Source organism: Mesorhizobium sp. USDA 3734, from assembly GCF_056279665.1.
The window spans coordinates 2,827,023-2,844,279 of the sequence record NZ_JBWCCW010000001.1 but is presented as its reverse complement, the minus strand read 5'-3'; the positions used below and the strand labels follow the sequence as shown (position 1 = coordinate 2,844,279).

Below are 17,257 nucleotides of genomic sequence, written 5' to 3'. Positions count from 1 at the left end.
ATTCCCAGGATGTTTCCGCTCTTTTGGAAATCGCGGCGCTGCACCCGCCGACCTTGTTTGCTCCGGCAGCGACATTGGTGCCGATCGCTGTATGCGGACATCGAAGCGAGGGCGCTGAATGTGATAAATTCAGACCATGGGCGATTCCCTCGATCTTTCGACAGCCGATCTCGCGGCGCTGGCCTTCTTTCTCGTCGCGTGGCTGCTGCACACATTCGCCTCCGACGGCAAGCTTGTCAGCCGCGTGTCGCTGACGACGGCGATGAATGCACAGCGGCAAGCCTGGATGCGGACCATGGCCGAGCGCGAGATCCGCATCGTCGACACCGCCATCATGAGCGGCCTGCAGCAAGGCACCGCCTTCTTTGCCTCCAGCTCATTGATCGCGATCGGCGGCTGCTTTGCCTTGCTCGGCGCGTCTGACCGGGTCCTTGAAGTGCTGAGCGACCTGCCCCTGGGTGGCGCGCCGTCGCGCGCGGCCTTTCAGATAAAGGTGTTCGGGCTGGTGCTGATCCTGGCGTTTTCGTTCTTCAAATTCGGCTGGGCGTACCGGCTGTTCAACTATTGCACGATCCTGATCGGCGCCGTGCCGATCCCGCATGGCGAAGCCTCACGCAATCCCGTCACCGAAACGGCGGTGTGGCGTGCGGCACAGATGAACATGCTCGCCGGAAAGCACTTCAACTCCGGCCTGCGCGGCGTGTTCTTCTCGATCGGTTATCTCGGCTGGTTCGTCGACCCCACGGTGTTCGTGTTGTCGACGCTGTTGCTGCTGGCCGTGCTGGTGCGGCGCCAGTTCTTCTCGGCGGCCAGACAGGCGGTGATCGGTCAGCCGCCCGGAAAAGGCTGATCGATCCGCCCTGACAGCCAGTAGGCGATCAAACCGATCCATTCGCGGATGGCCGTGGCGGTGGCCTGCAGCGAATCGGCTGGATTGTCGCGGAACAGGCCGATGCCTTCCCGTCCTGATGTACGGTAGTCGACCGGCCAGGGAACGGTCGCAAAGCCGGCCTTGTCGAACAGCGCCTTGGCGCGCGGCATATGGAAGGCCGAGGTCACCAGCAGCCAGGTCTCGCCGGGCTTGGGCGTTACCAGTTCCTTGGTGAACACCGCATTCTCATAGGTGTTGCGGGATTTGTTTTCGAGTATCAGGCGATCGGCCGTCACACCAAGCGCGGTGAGCAGACGGGGCGCGGTGGTGGCGTCGCCCTCACCTTCGAGAAACAACTCGCCGGTGCCGCCGGAAACGATCACCTTTGCAGTCGGGAAGCGCCGGGCCAGAATAGCGGTCTCGACCATGCGGTCGCCGCCGCTGTTCAACTCATAGCCGCCGCGCACCAGATTGATGGCGCCCTCGAAGCCGCCACCGAGCACGACGATGCCATCGACCTTTTCCGGCAGCGGCGGGCGTTGAAAGCGCTCCTCGAGCGGGTTGAGCATCATGGCGCCGAGCGAAGTCCAGGCCGACAACGCAAGGATCAGAAATGCCAGCACGCTGCCTGTGGCGGCAAGCCGCCGCCGGCCGATCATGGCCGCGAGCAGTCCGGCCAGCAGTAGGAAGATCGCCAGATTGAGCGGCTGGACGAAGAACCAGAAAATCTTGGAAAGATAGAAGAACATTGGCTGCCTATCGTCGGCTCGAATTCTCACGACCGATGAAGTGCTCGACGGCACTCGTCACAGCCTCGGCCTCGGCCCGACTCAACTCCCTGCCGAAAACAAGGACGCCGTTAGTGTTGGTCAACCTGATAACTTCCGACAGACCCGCTTCATCCGTTGGATAGGTATGGTCGAGGATTTCGGCCTCAAGGTGCCCTTTCAAAGGCAATGACGAACGATTTCGCAAAAAACCCCTGACGTCGCGCACGGCTGCGGCGTTGGTTAGCCGCAGGGTTTCGTTGCCGAATACCAGCCAGATGAAATCCTTGCCGAGGAAATAGGTGAAGAGGGCAATGATCGCCGTGAACGACAGCAGTCCGAGAGTGCCGCTGGCGACGGTTGCGGGCGACGTGTCGGTCAATCCCATGTAGCCGGTGTAGGCAACGATCCCGGCCCCAATCAGGACGAAGCCCGTCCTGAAATCCGAGGTGCGTGGTGGGTTGGTTATCAGCAGTTCGTCTCCCGTCTCGACGATGGAAATGCGAGACGGCGGCGGCATGCTACCACCATTTCTCCGGCTGGAAAGTGCCTGCGGCCTGCTCGATGACGGCAGCGGTCTGAAACAGGGTTTCCTCATCGAACGGCCGGCCGATCAGTTGCAGCCCGAGCGGCAGGCCCTTGGCGTCGAGCCCGGCGGGCACGGCGATCCCCGGCAGGCCGGCCATGTTCACGGTGACCGTGAAGATGTCGTTCAGGTACATCTTGACCGGATCGGCAGCCATGTCCTCGTCGGCGATGCCGAAGGCGGCGGACGGCGTTGCCGGGGTCAGGATGACATCGACGCCGGCGGCGAAGACAGTCTCGAAATCCCGCTTGATCAGATTGCGCACTTTCTGCGCCTGCAGATAGTAGGCGTCATAATAGCCGGCCGACAGCACATAGGTACCGATCATGATGCGGCGCTTGACCTCGCGGCCGAAACCGGCGGCGCGGGTCTTCTCATACATGTCGACGATATCCTTGCCCGGCACGCGCAATCCGTAGCGGACGCCATCATAGCGGGCGAGGTTGGACGAAGCCTCGGCGGGCGCCACGATGTAGTAGGCCGGCAGCGCGTATTTGGTGTGCGGCAGCGAAATGTCGACGATCTCGGCGCCGGCGTCCTTCAGCCAGGCAATGCCCTTCTGCCACAGTGCCTCGATCTCTTCGGGCATGCCGTCGACGCGGTATTCCCGGGGAATGCCGACTTTCATGCCCTTGATCGGCTTGCCGATCGCCGCTTCGTAGTCCGGCACCGGCCGGTCGACCGACGTCGTGTCCTTCGGATCGACGGACGCCATCGACTTCAGCAGGATCGCGGCATCGCGCACGTCACGGGCGATCGGCCCGGCCTGGTCGAGCGATGAGGCGAAGGCGACGATGCCCCAGCGCGAGCAGCGGCCATAGGTCGGCTTGATGCCGACCGTGCCGGTGAAGGCGGCCGGCTGGCGGATCGAGCCGCCAGTGTCCGTCGCCGTCGCGCCGGCGCACAGGAAGGCGGAGACTGCCGTGGCCGAACCGCCGGAAGAACCACCCGGCACCAGCTGCGCATTGTCCAGGCTGCGCGCGGTCTTGGTGCCGCCGGCCGAGACGAAGCCGCCATCGCCCTGATGCGTCGTCGGCATCACCACCGTGTCGAGGCGCGAACGCCGCCACGGATTGATGACCGGGCCATAGTAGGACGTCTCGTTGGACGAGCCCATGGCGAACTCGTCCATGTTGAGCTTGCCCAGCATGACGGCGCCGTCGGCCCACAGATTTGATGTAACGGTCGATTCGTAGCGCGGCTTGAACCCATCGAGCACATGGCTGCAGGCCTGGGTATGGACGCCTTCGGTGCCGAACAGGTCCTTGATGCCGAGCGGGATGCCTTCCAGCACACCGCCCTCGCCCTTGACCAGCCTTGCGTCGGACGCCTTGGCCATGTCGCGCGCCTTGTCGCCGGTCACTGCGACATAGGCATTGAGCGCGGGATTGGCGCGATCGATGGCCGAGAGATAGGCCTCGGTGATCTCGGTCGCGGTGATTTCCTTGCCGCGCAGCTTGGCGCGGGCCTGTGAAATCGTCAGCTGGGTCAGGTCGCTCATCAAAGGCTCTTTTCGTAAAACACCGACCACTCGGAATCGGGATAATCCAGCACCGGACCGCAGCGCGAAAACCCGGCACGTTCGTAGACGGCCCACGCCGCGGGATGACGATCGCCCGTCTCCAGCACCAGGCGCTTCAGCCCCTCATTGCGCGCCAGCGCCTCTACCCGCTCGACAATCCTGGCGCCGATCTTGCGGCCGCGATGCGAAGGCCGCGTGTACATGCGCTTGACCTCGCCGATGGCGCCGTCATGGCGCTTCAGCGCGCCGCAGCCAATGGCCAAGCCGTTGTCGCGGGCGATGAAAACGGTCGTGTCCTCACCGGCCATCTGCTCGACCGTCAGATGGTAGCAGTGCTCCGGCGGCGTCAGTTCGAGCAAGGTCTCGTTGAGTTCCTTGACCAGCCCGCGCACGTCGTCCTGCAGCGGCGTTTCAATGGCGATCTCGATTGCCATCGCCGACTTACTCCACGACCTTCGGCACGAGGAAGAAATTCTCTTCGGTCGCCGGCGCGTTGGCGACGATGTCGGCCGCCTTGCCGCCGTCGGTGACAACGTCCTGGCGCTTCTTCATCTCCATCGGCGTCACCGAGGTCATCGGCTCGACGCCGGAAACATCGACCTCGTTCAGCTGTTCGACGAAGCCCAGAATGGCGTTCAGCTCGCCGGTCATGCGCTCGGCATCTTCTTCGCTCACCGCGATGCGGGCGAGACGCGCGACGCGCTTCACTGTCTGAAGATCTACGGACATGTTTCTGCCTCGGGGAAAACCAGTTCGGGCTATAGCGGCGCCGCGCGCGCTGCGCAACATGCATCGTGCCGGGTGCCAAGCCTAAAGCGCGTCGAGTTTGAACGGATTCAAGCGACGCGCTTTAGGTCTTTGTTTTCATGCACGTCGTTCTCCCAAAAAAACCGGGACCACTTTTGGGCGACGTGCATTAGGCCGCGGTGCTCACCCGGTCCTTGGGGCGACGCAAAGGGTTGGGCAATTCGAAAACGCGCTGTTTTGCCGGACACATGCCGCACGCGTCCTCGTCCTCGAGCGCGGCGAATGCCCGCAATTCGGCCTTGGAGCAGCCCGGTTCAAGTGGCCGATAGGCGAGATAGGGATCCCATTTCTCGGAAAGGCGGTATTTCGCCTTCTGCATCGGCAGATAGGCCAGCGGTGCGCATTTCCAGATTTGCCCGTCATGCAGTTGTTTGCAGTGGCGAGCCGGGCAGATTTCCCAACTGGCGCGAGTGTCACCGTCCTCGAATGGCAACATGGCATTGCCAAAGCCCTCGTAGCGTCGGGTCCAGTTCCTGTCCGAAGGGCGTATCTCGAGCCGCAATTTGTGGTCCCGCTGCCATCCCTCCAGCAATTCGAAAACCGGCTTCAGCCTCTCCCGGTACTCCTCTGAATCATGATGGACCGACACGACCAGCCGTGCATCGGGATCGGCGGCAAGGATCGCCGGCAGCGACGGGTGACGATGCAGGAAGAAGCCGTTGCTGACAATCTCAATGTGGGCACGCGGCCAGTGCCGCCGCACCAGCCCGACAAAGCCCGGCAGTTGCGGATGAATGCTGGGCTCTCCTCCAAGCAGGCTGAAGCGCGTCACCGACACGCATCGGCTCCAGAGTCCCATCCAGCGGTCAGCCTCCTCGAGCGAGACGGTGCCGGCATGGGCATGATTGGAGTAGTGCGAGCAGCTTTCGCAGGACAGGTTGCAGCCATGCGCGACATGCAGTTCCAGTTTTCGGAACACAGGCCGCTCGCCGCGAAAAAGCGAACTGACACGTTGCAGCATCGTCATGGCAGGGCAACGCCATCGCACAGATAGTAGCTGCCACTGTTGCCGCTTGCCTCGCTTTCGTCGTCGACGGGCCGGACCGACACGAGATCGACTTGCTTCTCGTTCATTTGCGTCACCGAGAGGACATCGGGAAAGACATAGCCTGGTTCCTGGCAGATGGCCGTCACCGCCCAGCTCGGCGAAGCCGTCGCCTTGCTGATCTGCAGAAACTCGCAATTGTATTCGACGCTCTGCAGGCCGTGCGCCGAAAGCACGATGTTGCCGGCGTCGATGATCGTTTGCAGCGTGTCCTTTTTGGCCTGCGTGCAAAGCTCCTCGGACTGAAGGTAGACGCCTTCGATGAAATCATCCGCGGCGAGCGCGGGCGATGCCGCGACAAACATGGACACGCAAAGAGATCGCCCCAACGCCATGGATTTGTCCCCCTTTTGCAGCGTCTAGATCGTAATCGTCTCACCGATCTTCGGCAACGCCACCTTCACGCCGGACCCCTCCAGGCCGGCCTCGAACTTGTCGGCGGTCGGATCGATCATCGGAAACGTGCCGAAGTGACAGGGAACCACTGTGTCGAACTTGAAGAAGCGGCGGCAGGCAAGGGCCGCCACCGCACCGCCCATGGTGAAGCGATCGCCGATCGGCACGACGCCGATCTTCGGTTCATGCAACTCGTTGATCAGCGCCATGTCGGAGAAGATGTCGGTGTCGCCCATGTGATAGAGCGTTTTGTCTTCCGGGAAATGCAGGACGAGGCCACCCGGATTGCCGAGATAGGTGTTCTGGCCGCCCTCGCCCGGGAACGAGGATGAGTGCAGAGCCTGGACGAAAGTGGTGGTGAAGCTGCCGCAATCGACAGTGCCGCCAATGTTGCCCGGATTGATCTTCTTGTCGCTGACGCCCTTGCCGACGAGGTACATGCAGATCTCGAAATTGGCGACCAGCTGGGCACCGCTTTTGCCGAGCACTTCCACCGCGCCGCCGATGTGGTCGCTGTGACCATGCGTCAGCAGCACATGCGTGATCCCCTCGGCCGGTCCCTCCCAGCCGCCCGTCCAGGACGGATTGCCGATCAGATAGGGATCGATGAGGATCCTAGCGTCAGCCGTTTCGATGCGAAAGGCCGAGTGGCCGTACCAGGTCAGTTTCATGAATGCATTCCTCGATTTTTGGCTTGCCAAAGGATAGAACGCCGATGGCCCCGAGATCAAAGGGTTACTGTGTCCGTTGCGCGTTTGACAAAACACGTGGTGGTGAGAGGCGAAGGACGGCCGGTGGGCATTATCACGATCGAGGAATTGCCGGCGCGGCTGGCCGGCGGCAAAACGCTGGCGGGGCTTGACCTCGGCGACAAGACGATCGGCGTCGCGGTCTCGGACCAGAGGTTTTCCTTTGCCCATCCGCGCCCGGTCATCATGCGAAGGAAATTCTCGCTCGATGCGGCGGTGCTGCTCGCCTTGCTGCGGAAGGAGAATGCCGGCGCGGTGGTGATTGGGCTGCCGATCAACATGGACGGTTCGGAAGGGCCGCGTGCGCAGAAGTCGCGCGCCTTCGTCCGCAACATGGCACAGATGAGCGACCTGCCTTTCGTGCTCTGGGACGAAAGACTATCGACGGTCGCGGCCGAAAGGACGCTGATCGAGATGGATTTCTCGCGCCGCAAGCGCGCCGGCAAGATCGATTCGGCGGCGGCCGCGTTTATTCTGCAGGGAGTTTTGGACCGGCTTCAGTCGCTCCACGCATCCGCTCGAACGGAACCGGACCCGCCCAGCGCTGTTTGACCCAGCCGGCGATTTCGCGGCGACGGCGGAATGCCCAAAGCGCCATCAGCAGCAAACCGTCGAAGACGCACGTCTTCGCCACCATGCCGGGAATGATCGCCGGATCGATGCCGAGCATCTGACCATAGAGCTGGAAAAAGAAGTCGTGCATCTGTCGGCTGAGCATCGTGTAGCCGAAATTGATGTCATTGGCCGACAGATAGAACCAGCCCCAGAAAATCGCCATCGGGGCCGCCCAGAATGCAAAGATGTATCGCATCAGCGGCCTCCCCTGGGATTGGAGCCTGTCTTAGAGACCGTTCGGCCCGATATGAGTGAAAGCAGCGAATTGTGGGCCGCGGCCTTTGCCATGCCATGCGCGACGGCGCGGACCTCGCCCTCGCCCGAAGCAGCTGCCACAACCACGGACCGCCGCTCGGCGAGCATGGCGACATAGGACGCCAGAAGTGCCGCCAACTGCACGGCGACAGCCATGAACAGCCCGTTGATGCCTTGCGCAGCACCTCCGATGACGATCAGCGACAACACGCCGGACGATGAGATGAAGGCGATGCGGGCAACGCTGTCAGCGCCCTGGCTGGTCGCGTCGTTGATCAGCGCTTCGACAAAGGCCCAGAAAAACAGCACAGCGACGACAAGCAATGCGGTGGCAAGCGGCGCCACGACGACGACGTTGTCGAGGTCGACGAAGCGGGTACCCTCGATTGTGGTACCCAGTACGCCGAGCGCCGCCGCCACGCCGCGGTTTCCGTCGATGCAGATGAGCGCAAGCAAGGCGAAAACGATCGCCCAGTGCAAGGCCAGAAAAGAGGTCAGTAGCTGTCGCATCGGTGTTCCTGCTTCGCCAAGCAAGGGACGGCCAATTTAACCATTCCCTGCTTGCGCCGGAACAGTGGGCTTTGCCGCTCGCCATCGCAACGGAAACCATTTGTTAAGGTTAACGGCGATTAGCCATACACATGAGGATACCCACCAACGCCTCAAAACTGTGGAGGCGCCGGTCTTTTTTGCGACGCTCGCGGCTCAATTCACTGGTGGATAGAGCGTGTCGATGATCATGCGCGCATCGTGGCGCGAATCGAGCATGCCATAGGTGTTGCGCCATTGGCCGGCCAGACGCGTCTCGACGAAAGCGTCGGCGATTCGCCCTGCCCCCAGCCGGCGCAACTCCGCCGCCGCCGCCGACAGTGCCAGTTGCTCGGTGAGCAGCCGGGCCGAGCCTTCGTCGGTTGAAGCGACTTGCATCGCTGCCTTCAGCACGCCGATCGTGCCGCGTCCGCCGGCGCCGAGATCGCGGTCGATGCCGGCCAGCACATCCTCGAACAGGCCGGGCGCACGGCCAAGCACGCGCAGCACGTCGAGCGCCATGACATTGCCCGAGCCTTCCCAGATCGCGTTGACCGGGGCTTCGCGATAATAGCGGGCGAGTGGCGCCTCCTCGACATAGCCGTTGCCGCCGAGGCACTCCATCGCCTCATACAGCAGCGGTGGCGCGATCTTGCAGACCCAGTATTTGACGACCGGCGTCATGGCGCGGGCAAAAGCCGCCTCGCCGCGATCGCTCGCCGCCTCGTCGAAGGACCGCGCCAGCCGGAACGACAGCGCGGTGGCGGCGGCGACATCGAGCGCCATGTCGGCCAGCACACGCTGCATCAGCGGCTGCTCGATCAAGGTTGAGCCGAACACCTGTCGGTGGCGGGCATGATGAACGGCCTCGGCGAGGCCCGCGCGCATGATCGCCGACGAGGCTATGGCACAATCGAGTCGGGTCAGGGTGACCATGTCCATGATCGTCTTCACACCAGCACCGGGTTCGCCGACCATCTCGCCGATGGCGTTGACGAATTCCACTTCGGAGGACGCGTTGGAGCGGTTGCCGAGCTTGTCCTTCAGTCGCTGGAAGCGGAAGCCGTTGCCAGAGCCGTCGCCGAGAACGCGCGGCACGAGGAAGCACGACAGTCCCTCCGGCGCCTGCGCCAATACCAGGAAGGCATCCGACATCGGCGCCGACATGAACCATTTGTGTCCGGTCAGGCGATAAAACCCGCTGCCGGCGCGTTCCGCCCTTGTCACATTGGCACGCACATCTGTGCCACCCTGTTTCTCGGTCATGCCCATGCCGAGCGTCAGCCCGGTCTTCTCGACCGGTGGCTTCTGGCTCTGGTCATATTTGCGCGTCGTCACGCGCGGCGCCCATTCGCGAAACAGTTTTGGGCTGGCCATCAGGGCGGCAAGCGAAGCGTTGGTCATGGTGATCGGGCACAGATGCCCGGTCTCCAGCTCTGCCGTCAGGTAAAACCGGGCGGCACGGACCTGATGGCGGCGGCCGATCTCGGCGTCGCCGTTTTCCCACACTGAGGAATGCAGGCCGTTGGCCACCGAGCGGCGCATCAACGCGTGATAGGCGGGATGGAACTCGACCACGTCGATACGCCGTCCCTGGCGATCATGCGTCCTGAGCTTCGGTGTCTCGACATTGGCGAGGCGGGCCAGTTCCTGCGCCTCCTGCGTCAGCACGAAACGGCCGAGCCCGTCGAGATCCTTGCGCACCGGATCGGAAAAACGCTCCGCGAGCTGGATCAGCAACGGATCGCCCCGCCAGGCGTTGCCGCCCGTCAGCGGCGGCGGCTGGTTGGTCACGTCGTCGGTCACGCCCAATCCTTCTATCGGTAGAAAGGCCCTTGTCGTCAGAAAGCCACGAATCCGAGGCCGTCGGCTAGATATAGCCAAGCCTTGCAGCGCGCGCGATGAAAATACCGGCCGATACAATCGGCCATCTACACGAAAAAATTGAGGAGAACGGCTCCAATCCAAAGCTGGCGCTTGCAGCCGCAAAATCTCCACCCTATAGCAGCGCCTTGAGATGACCGACGCTTCGTCCCTGCCACTCTACCCTCACCGCCATCTTCTGGGCATCCGCGATCTTTCGCCCGCCGACATCGAGCTATTGCTCGACCGGGCGGACCGCGCAGTCGCGATCTCGCGGCAGTCCGAGAAAAAAACCTCGACGCTGCGCGGCCGCACCCAGATCAACCTGTTCTATGAATCCTCGACCCGCACGCAGTCGTCGTTCGAGCTTGCCGGAAAGCGGCTCGGCGCCGATGTCATGAACATGTCGGTGGCGAGTTCCTCGGTGAAGAAGGGCGAGACGCTCATCGACACGGCGATGACGCTGAACGCGATGCGTCCCGACATATTGATCATCCGCCACCAGTCGGCGGGCGCTGCCGCCCTTCTGGCGCAGAAGGTCGGCTGCTCGGTGGTCAATGCCGGCGACGGCGCGCATGAGCACCCGACACAGGCGCTGCTCGATGCGCTAACCATCCGCCGCGCCAAGGGGCCGCTGTCGAAGTTGATCGTGGCGATCTGCGGCGACATCCTGCATTCACGCGTGGCGCGCTCCAACATCATGCTGCTCAACGCGCTCGGCGCGCAGGTGCGCGTCGTGGCGCCGTCGACGCTGCTGCCCAACGGTATCGAGAAGATGGGCGTCATCGTCACCCGTTCGATGGCCGAAGGCCTCAAGGGCGCCGATGTGGTAATGATGCTGCGCCTGCAGCGCGAGCGCATGGAGGGCGCCTTCGTGCCTTCGGTGCGCGAATATTTCCGCTATTTCGGCCTTGATGCCGAGAAACTGAAGGCCGCCAAGGATGACGCGCTGGTGATGCATCCCGGCCCGATGAACCGTGGTGTCGAGATCGCCTCGGAAATCGCCGACGGCCCTCAAAGCGTCATCCAGGAACAGGTCGAGATGGGTGTTGCCGTGCGCATGGCCGTCATGGAAGCGCTGCTCGACCCGCGCCGCAACCATGAGGGCCGCGGCGCATGAGCATAACGGTCTTTGAGCGCGCGCGCATCGTCGACCCGTCGCGCGGCATCGACGAAGTCGGCGCGGTCATCGTCGATGGCCGCAAGATCGTTGCCGCCGGCAAGGCAGCGCTCAACCAGGGGACACCCGAGGGCGCTATTGTCATCGACTGCGCCGGCAAGGCCATCATTCCCGGCCTGATCGACGGCCGCGTCTTCATCGGCGAGCCGGGCGGCGAGCATCGTGAAACCATTGCGTCGGCAAGTGTCGCGGCGGCGGCCGGCGGCGTCACCTCCATCGTCATGATGCCCGATACCGATCCGGTGATCGACAATGTCGCGCTGGTCGAGTTCGTGCTGCGCACTGCCAAGGACACCGCAAGCGTCAACGTCTTTCCGGCTGCGGCGATCACCAAGGGCCTCGATGGGCGCGAGATGACCGAATTCGGCCTGCTGCGCGAAGCCGGCGCCGTCGCCTTCACCGATGGCCGCCACACCATATCAAGCGCGCTGGTGATGCGCCGTGCGCTGACCTATGCACGCGACTTCGGCGCCACCATCGTGCATGAAACGCAGGATGCAGACCTGGGGTCATCCGGCGTGATGAACGAAGGCCTTTACGCCAGCTGGCTCGGCCTTTCCGGCATTCCGCGCGAAGCCGAATCCATCCCGCTGGAGCGCGACCTTGCGCTGGCGCGGCTGACGCGCGGTTCATACCATGCGGCAAAGATATCGACGGCGATGGCGGCAAACGCCGTGACGCGTGCGAAAGCCGATGGCGCGGCCGTCACATCAGGCGTCGCGATCCACAATCTATCGCTCAATGAAAATGACGTCGGCGAATACCGCACCTTCTTTCGCCTGACGCCGCCTTTGCGCGCGGAGGAAGACCGGCTGGCGATGATCGAGGCGGTCAGGGACGGCACGATCGACATCATCGTCTCCTCGCACGATCCGCAGGATGTCGACACCAAGCGCCTGCCCTTCGCCGACGCGGCGGCCGGCGCCATCGGGTTGGAGACGCTTCTCGGCGCGGCATTGCGGCTCTACCACAATGGCGACGTGCCGTTGCTCCGACTGATCGAAACCTTGTCCACCGCTCCCGCAAAACTGTTCGGACTGCCCGGCGGCACGCTGAAGCCGGGTGCTGTCGCCGATCTTGCGCTTGTCGATCTCGACGAACCCTGGATCGTCAACGAAAGCGGCATTCGTTCGCGCTCGAAAAACACCTGTTTCGAAGGCGCGCGACTGCAAGGCAAGGTCTTGCAAACGCTGGTTGCGGGCCGCACAGTGTTCTCCGTCTGAACTGGGCGTGGCGCATCGCGCCTGACTCGGTTCGTCAGGGGGAAATGCGGGGGAAACAATGACTTACAGCCTCATCCCAGCGCTCGTGTTCGGCTATTTGCTTGGCTCGATTCCCTTTGGGCTCCTGCTCACACGCGCCGCCGGCCTTGGCGACGTGCGCAAGATCGGCTCCGGCAACATCGGCGCCACCAATGTGCTGCGCACCGGCAACAAGGGCCTTGCCGCCGCAACGCTGCTGTTCGATGCGCTGAAGGGCACGGCCGCCGTGCTTGTTGCAGGCCATTTTGCGCCTGGACTGGCGATCTGGGCCGGCCTTGGCGCCTTTCTCGGCCATCTCTTCCCGGTCTGGCTCGGGTTCAGGGGCGGCAAAGGCGTCGCCACATATCTCGGCGTGCTGATCGGCCTGGCCTGGCAGGTAGCGCTGATCTTCGCCGTCGTCTGGCTGGTGATGGCCTTCCTGTTCCGTTATTCCTCGCTTGCTGCGCTGACGGCAGCCATTATCGTCCCGATCGCGCTCTATGTCCTGAGCACGCCGCAGAATGCGGGACTGTTCGTTGTGATGAGCATCATCGTTTTCATCAAACACAGGGAAAACCTTTCCCGCCTGCTTGCCGGCACCGAGGGCAAGATCGGAGCCAAGGGTTGAGCGATCGCGCCACCGTGGTGAGCGAGCCGGCCGCCGGGCCGCGCCTCAGCGACCGGCAGCGGCTGAGCTGGCTGCGGCTGATCCGCACCCAGAATGTCGGCCCCGCCTCCTTTCGCGACCTGATCAACCGCTTTGGTTCGGCCGAAGTAGCGCTGGAAGTATTGCCCGAGCTGATGATTTCGGGCGGCGCCAACCGGATCGCCCGCATCCCTTCCGTTGCCGAAGCCGAGGCCGAGCTTGAGGCAGCCCGAAAGGCTGGCGCGCGTTTTGTCGGCATCGGTGAAACAGACTATCCGCCGCTCTTGCGCAACATGGACCATCCGCCGCCACTGTTGGCGATCAAAGGCAATGCCGCTGTCTTCCGGCTACCGGGGATCGCCATCGTCGGCGCGCGCAATGCATCGCTGGCCGGCATCAAGATGGCGCGCGTGCTGGCTGCGGATCTTGGCCGCGACGGCTATGCAATCGTCTCCGGCCTGGCGCGCGGCATCGACACGGCGGCGCATCAGGGCAGTCTGGCGACCGGCACCATCGGCGTCCTGGCCGGGGGCCTCGACCTGCCCTACCCGCCTGAAAATGCCGGCCTGTGCGACGAGATTGCCGAGCGCGGCGCAGTCATTTCGGAAATGCCATTCGGCTGGCAGCCGCGCGCCCAGGATTTTCCCCGCCGCAACCGTCTTGTCGCGGGTGCGGCCCTTGGGCTGGTGGTGGTCGAGGCAGCGCAACGTTCGGGATCACTGATCAGCGCCAGGCTTGCCGGCGAAATGGGCCGGCTGGTCTTCGCCGTACCGGGCTCACCGCTCGATCCACGCGCCGCCGGTACCAACGGCCTGCTCAAGGATGGCGCCACCCTGGTCACCGAGGCATCGGACATTTCGCGGGCAATCGCCCCGCTGACCGGCATGCGAGCGCCCGACGTGCCACCGTTCGAAGAGCCGCCCGACTTCTCGGCCACACCACCGCCCGGCGAAAGCGACCGCGCCCGTGTCATAGAGGCGCTTGGACCCACGCCGGTGTCGATCGACGAGATCATCCGCCACACAGGCCTGCATCCGGCTCAGGTCTTCATGGTGCTGCTGGAACTCGACCTCGCCGGCCGCCTCGAGCGCCATGCCGGCGGCAATGTCTCGCTGGTGTTTGCAAATGAGTGAGCAATGGTGAGCGCGATGGGATTCGAACCCATGACCTACTGATTAAAAGTCAGTTGCTCTACCGGCTGAGCTACGCGCTCCCGCGGGCGCGAAAGGCGACCCTCGAAATTGCGCGGAACATAGGGAGAGTGCCGCGACCGGTCAACCGGAAAAACAGCATTCTCAGGCCGGGCTTTTCCAGCACGACCACCGGGTCTGGGCAGCCGCTTCGATCATGAGAGGCGCCGCCTTGGCAGAGCAAGTGCGCGACCGGTCTGCCGCGTCGCCAGAAGGTCGGAGAAATATTACAAATCAGTAACTTGGCATTTCCAGGGGAACTATAAGCCACCTCGCCCGTTTCCTCGCCACAAGGGACGTCAATCACCCTTTCGAAGGAGAAAAATAATGAACAAGATCGTATCGGGTATACTGGCGACCACATTGTCAGTTTCGTTCGCGGCAGCCGCCGGTCCGGCCAATGCGGCTCAAATGTTTGTGCCGCAGGCACCGGAGGCGTCGTCAAATATCCTGAACGTCGCAGCCGGCGACACGCCAGCCCAACATCCTGAGTGGAAGCGTCACGGCGATCGCCGTAATTTCAGCCGCAATTTCAACGGCAATCGGAACTTTGCCCGCAACAATGATCGTGGCGTGTATTGGAACGGGCATCGCGGCTATCGCGAATACCATCGCGGCTATCGTCGCCATGGCGACAACTGGTTCCCGCTGGCTGCTTTCGCCACTGGCGCCCTGATCACCGGCGCGATCATCAACAGTGAAAACAACCGCGTCTATGAAGGCAACTCGCATGTGCAGTGGTGCTACGACCACTATCGCAGTTACCGCTCTTCGGACAACACGTTCCAGCCGAATTACGGCCCCCGCAAGGAGTGCCGCTCGCCTTACTGATCAAGGTGCGTTTGAGAGCTGAGATGCGTTGAGTAAAGCCCGCGCCGGCAACGGCGCGGGCTTTTGAACGATACGCTGGAAGACGCCGAGTTGCCGTCAGCTTGCCCAGTTGATGCTCTTGAACATCAAATAAAGCCCCCCGCCGTCTTCTCTGCTGGGACAACGATAGACCCAACCCGTCGCAGATTCGAGACATCACCGCGCTGAGTTCCCAACCAAGCACTTCCAGCGCATTGTCCGCGTGTGTCGCATAGGCTTGGGCCAGTTCGTCAATGCCATGCTGTTCACCGAAGGATCGAACCAGCTTTGCTTCGCTGAGGAGCTCGCTGGGCAGGCTTGAATTTGCCCAAGCCCACAGCCAGTTGCCGGCCTCGGCGCTCGTTGAGCCGACAATCTGGATCTCGGTGACGACCTTGACCACCCCGTCTTGCGAGAACAGAAGCGTTCCGGCCGTCAGATCATAGTCATAGCGCGACCAGCTACCGAGGTGGAGATCTTTCTTCAAGCGTCCATTCTTGGCCTTCAGCTGTTCGATAGCCTCGTCGCGCCAAGCAGGATACCAGTCCGGCTGCATTCCTCGCGCCCCATCACCCACCACTGATGGCTGTTTATGACACGCTCAGCGTCCTGCGCACAGCATCGCGCCAACCGGCAAGCTTGGCTACGCGCACGGAACCATCCATGTCCGGCTTGAAGCGCCGTTCGAGTGCCCAGCTTTTCGCGAACTTCCTGGCTTCCGGCCACACGCCCGCCTTCGAGCCGGCCAGCCATGCGGCACCCAGTGCCGTCGTCTCCAGAATGGTCGGGCGGTCGACCGGCGCATCCAGGATATCGGCCAGACGCTGCATGGTCCAGTCCGACGCAACCATGCCGCCATCGACCCGCAGCACGGTCTTGGCCGAAGCCCCTTTCCAGTCCTTGCGCATGGCGTCGAGCAGATCGCGCGTCTGATAGGCAACCGATTCAAGGGCGGCGCGTGCAAACTCGGCAGGTCCTGAATTGCGGGTCAGGCCGAAAATGGCGCCGCGTGCTTCGGCATCCCAATGCGGTGCGCCAAGCCCGACAAAGGCCGGCACCAGATAGACGTTTTGCGTCGGATCGGCTTCATCAGCCAGCTTGCCGCTCTGCTCGGCCTTGCCGATCACCTTGATGCCATCGCGCAGCCATTGCACCGCGGCACCGGCAATGAAGATCGAGCCTTCCAGTGCATAGGTCGTCTTGCCGTTCAGTCTGTAGGCAATGGTGGTCAGCAGCCGGTTCTTCGAGCGCACCAGGTCGCTGCCAGTGTTCAGCAGCGCAAAACAGCCGGTGCCATAAGTCGACTTCATCATGCCTGGCTCAAAACAGGCCTGGCCGATGGTCGCGGCGTGCTGGTCGCCGGCAACACCGAGGATTCTTATCTCGGCGCCAAATAGATTTTTCTCCGTGATTCCATAATCATCGGCACAGTCTTTGACCTCCGGCAGCATTTTTGCCGGGATGTCGAGAATGGCCAGCAGTTCGTCGTCCCAGACATTTTTTTCGATGTTGTAGACCAGCGTGCGCGAGGCGTTGGTGGCGTCCGTCGCATGGACCTTGCCGCCGGTCAGCCGCCAGATCAGGAAACTGTCGATGGTGCCAGCGAGCAGTTCGCCCTTCTCGGCGCGCTTTCTGGCGCCCTTCACCTTGTCCAACATCCAGGCGATCTTGGTGCCGGAAAAATAGGGGTCGAGCAGCAGGCCGGTTTTTTTCGTGAATTTCTTCTCCAACCCCTGCTTCTTGAGTTTCTGGCATAGCGGCGCGGTGCGCCGGTCCTGCCAGACAATGGCATTGTGGATCGGCTTGCCGGTCGCCCTGTCCCAGATGACGACGGTTTCGCGCTGATTGGTGATGCCGAGCGCGGCCACCTCGGAAGCATGCCGGCCAGCTTGCTTTAGCGCCGCCTTCACGGTTGCCACGACACCAGCCCAGATATCCTCGGGATCATGCTCGACCCAGCCGGAGGCCGGATAGTGCTGCGTGACCTCCTGTTGCCCGCTGCCGGCGACTTTCATCTGGCCGTCGAACAGGATCGCCCGAGTCGATGTGGTACCTTGATCGATGGCAAGGATGTATCCGGTCATTCTGCCTCCCCGCTTAGTCTTTTACACAAACAGGGGAGACGGCAACATGCCGCCTCCCCCTAT

Annotated in this window: 19 protein-coding genes, 1 tRNA gene and 1 pseudogene; 7 read left to right on the top strand and 14 right to left on the bottom strand. The window is 62.7% G+C overall.

Annotated features, from left to right (window positions below):
- Window positions 1-136 precede the first annotated feature (136 nt).
- Window positions 137-850, top strand: a complete 714-nt coding sequence (locus tag ACZ89F_RS13590; protein WP_476092359.1) for a DUF599 domain-containing protein — start codon at window positions 137-139, stop codon at window positions 848-850.
- On the opposite strand, the gene ACZ89F_RS13585 is transcribed toward ACZ89F_RS13590, so the two are convergent.
- From ACZ89F_RS13585 to ACZ89F_RS13550, 8 genes are all read right to left on the bottom strand, one after another.
- Window positions 829-1,620 (bottom strand): YdcF family protein, encoded by a 792-nt coding sequence (locus ACZ89F_RS13585; RefSeq protein WP_476092357.1) that lies wholly within the window; start codon window positions 1,618-1,620, stop codon window positions 829-831. The genes ACZ89F_RS13590 and ACZ89F_RS13585 overlap by 22 nt on opposite strands.
- Window positions 1,621-1,627: 7 nt before the next feature.
- Entirely contained in the window at window positions 1,628-2,158 is a 531-nt protein-coding gene (locus tag ACZ89F_RS13580; protein ID WP_476092356.1) for a hypothetical protein, read from the bottom strand.
- 1 nt (window position 2,159) lies between these two features.
- Window positions 2,160-3,725: an amidase gene (locus ACZ89F_RS13575; RefSeq protein WP_476092355.1), complete on the bottom strand. Its 1,566-nt coding sequence runs from the start codon at window positions 3,723-3,725 to the stop codon at window positions 2,160-2,162.
- Window positions 3,725-4,180 carry a GNAT family N-acetyltransferase gene (locus ACZ89F_RS13570; RefSeq protein ID WP_476092354.1) on the bottom strand — a complete coding sequence of 152 codons (456 nt, stop codon included), beginning with the start codon at window positions 4,178-4,180 and terminating at the stop codon, window positions 3,725-3,727. The genes ACZ89F_RS13575 and ACZ89F_RS13570 overlap by 1 nt, the downstream gene beginning before the upstream one ends.
- A gap of 7 nt (window positions 4,181-4,187) precedes the next feature.
- On the bottom strand, window positions 4,188-4,475 hold the full coding sequence (gatC, locus tag ACZ89F_RS13565; protein ID WP_354458747.1) for an Asp-tRNA(Asn)/Glu-tRNA(Gln) amidotransferase subunit GatC: 288 nt from the start codon (window positions 4,473-4,475) through the stop codon (window positions 4,188-4,190).
- Between the two features lie 187 nt (window positions 4,476-4,662).
- Window positions 4,663-5,520 carry a radical SAM protein gene (locus ACZ89F_RS13560; protein ID WP_476092353.1) on the bottom strand — a complete coding sequence of 286 codons (858 nt, stop codon included), beginning with the start codon at window positions 5,518-5,520 and terminating at the stop codon, window positions 4,663-4,665.
- The gene (locus tag ACZ89F_RS13555) at window positions 5,517-5,933 is read right to left on the bottom strand and encodes a hypothetical protein (protein WP_476092352.1); all 417 of its coding nucleotides are present in this window, start codon (window positions 5,931-5,933) and stop codon (window positions 5,517-5,519) included. Before ACZ89F_RS13555 ends, ACZ89F_RS13560 begins: the two co-directional genes overlap by 4 nt.
- 24 nt (window positions 5,934-5,957) lie before the next feature.
- Complete coding sequence (locus ACZ89F_RS13550) at window positions 5,958-6,665, bottom strand: metal-dependent hydrolase (RefSeq protein ID WP_476092351.1); 708 nt, start codon at window positions 6,663-6,665, stop codon at window positions 5,958-5,960.
- 123 nt (window positions 6,666-6,788) lie between these two features.
- On the opposite strand from ACZ89F_RS13550, the gene ruvX reads away from it, so the two are divergent.
- Window positions 6,789-7,295 carry a Holliday junction resolvase RuvX gene (ruvX, locus tag ACZ89F_RS13545; RefSeq protein WP_476092350.1) on the top strand — a complete coding sequence of 169 codons (507 nt, stop codon included), beginning with the start codon at window positions 6,789-6,791 and terminating at the stop codon, window positions 7,293-7,295.
- Here the strand turns inward: ruvX and ACZ89F_RS13540 are convergent.
- From ACZ89F_RS13540 to ACZ89F_RS13530, 3 genes are all read right to left on the bottom strand, one after another.
- A complete protein-coding gene (locus ACZ89F_RS13540) occupies window positions 7,213-7,554 on the bottom strand; it encodes a DUF6105 family protein (protein ID WP_476092349.1) in 342 nt (113 codons plus the stop codon). The genes ruvX and ACZ89F_RS13540 overlap by 83 nt on opposite strands.
- Window positions 7,554-8,123, bottom strand: a complete 570-nt coding sequence (locus tag ACZ89F_RS13535; RefSeq protein WP_476092348.1) for a hypothetical protein — start codon at window positions 8,121-8,123, stop codon at window positions 7,554-7,556. Before ACZ89F_RS13535 ends, ACZ89F_RS13540 begins: the two co-directional genes overlap by 1 nt.
- A 195-nt stretch (window positions 8,124-8,318) precedes the next feature.
- On the bottom strand, window positions 8,319-9,947 hold the full coding sequence (locus ACZ89F_RS13530; RefSeq protein ID WP_109669365.1) for a DNA alkylation response protein: 1,629 nt from the start codon (window positions 9,945-9,947) through the stop codon (window positions 8,319-8,321).
- Window positions 9,948-10,158: 211 nt separating this feature from the next.
- Between ACZ89F_RS13530 and ACZ89F_RS13525 the strand changes: the two genes are divergently transcribed.
- The 4 genes from ACZ89F_RS13525 to dprA are packed head-to-tail and all read left to right on the top strand — an operon-like array spanning window position 10,159 to window position 14,204.
- Entirely contained in the window at window positions 10,159-11,124 is a 966-nt protein-coding gene (locus tag ACZ89F_RS13525; RefSeq protein WP_476092347.1) for an aspartate carbamoyltransferase catalytic subunit, read from the top strand.
- The gene (locus ACZ89F_RS13520; RefSeq protein WP_476092346.1) at window positions 11,121-12,407 is read left to right on the top strand and encodes a dihydroorotase; all 1,287 of its coding nucleotides are present in this window, start codon (window positions 11,121-11,123) and stop codon (window positions 12,405-12,407) included. Before ACZ89F_RS13525 ends, ACZ89F_RS13520 begins: the two co-directional genes overlap by 4 nt.
- Before the next feature lie 58 nt (window positions 12,408-12,465).
- Entirely contained in the window at window positions 12,466-13,053 is a 588-nt protein-coding gene (gene plsY / locus ACZ89F_RS13515) for a glycerol-3-phosphate 1-O-acyltransferase PlsY (RefSeq protein ID WP_476092345.1), read from the top strand.
- A gap of 17 nt (window positions 13,054-13,070) precedes the next feature.
- Window positions 13,071-14,204 (top strand): DNA-processing protein DprA, encoded by a 1,134-nt coding sequence (gene dprA, locus ACZ89F_RS13510; protein WP_476097277.1) that lies wholly within the window; start codon window positions 13,071-13,073, stop codon window positions 14,202-14,204.
- 4 nt (window positions 14,205-14,208) lie between these two features.
- Here the strand turns inward: dprA and ACZ89F_RS13505 are convergent.
- Window positions 14,209-14,284 (bottom strand) — tRNA-Lys (locus tag ACZ89F_RS13505).
- A gap of 304 nt (window positions 14,285-14,588) precedes the next feature.
- Between ACZ89F_RS13505 and ACZ89F_RS13500 the strand changes: the two genes are divergently transcribed.
- Window positions 14,589-15,092 carry a BA14K family protein gene (locus ACZ89F_RS13500; protein WP_476092344.1) on the top strand — a complete coding sequence of 168 codons (504 nt, stop codon included), beginning with the start codon at window positions 14,589-14,591 and terminating at the stop codon, window positions 15,090-15,092.
- 226 nt (window positions 15,093-15,318) lie between these two features.
- Here the strand turns inward: ACZ89F_RS13500 and ACZ89F_RS13495 are convergent.
- Both ACZ89F_RS13495 and glpK read right to left on the bottom strand, forming a co-directional pair.
- A pseudogene (locus ACZ89F_RS13495) lies at window positions 15,319-15,666 on the bottom strand (DUF6882 domain-containing protein); the annotation flags it as partial.
- Between the two features lie 34 nt (window positions 15,667-15,700).
- Complete coding sequence (glpK, locus tag ACZ89F_RS13490) at window positions 15,701-17,194, bottom strand: glycerol kinase GlpK (protein WP_476092343.1); 1,494 nt, start codon at window positions 17,192-17,194, stop codon at window positions 15,701-15,703.
- Between the last annotated feature and the right edge of the window lie 63 nt (window positions 17,195-17,257).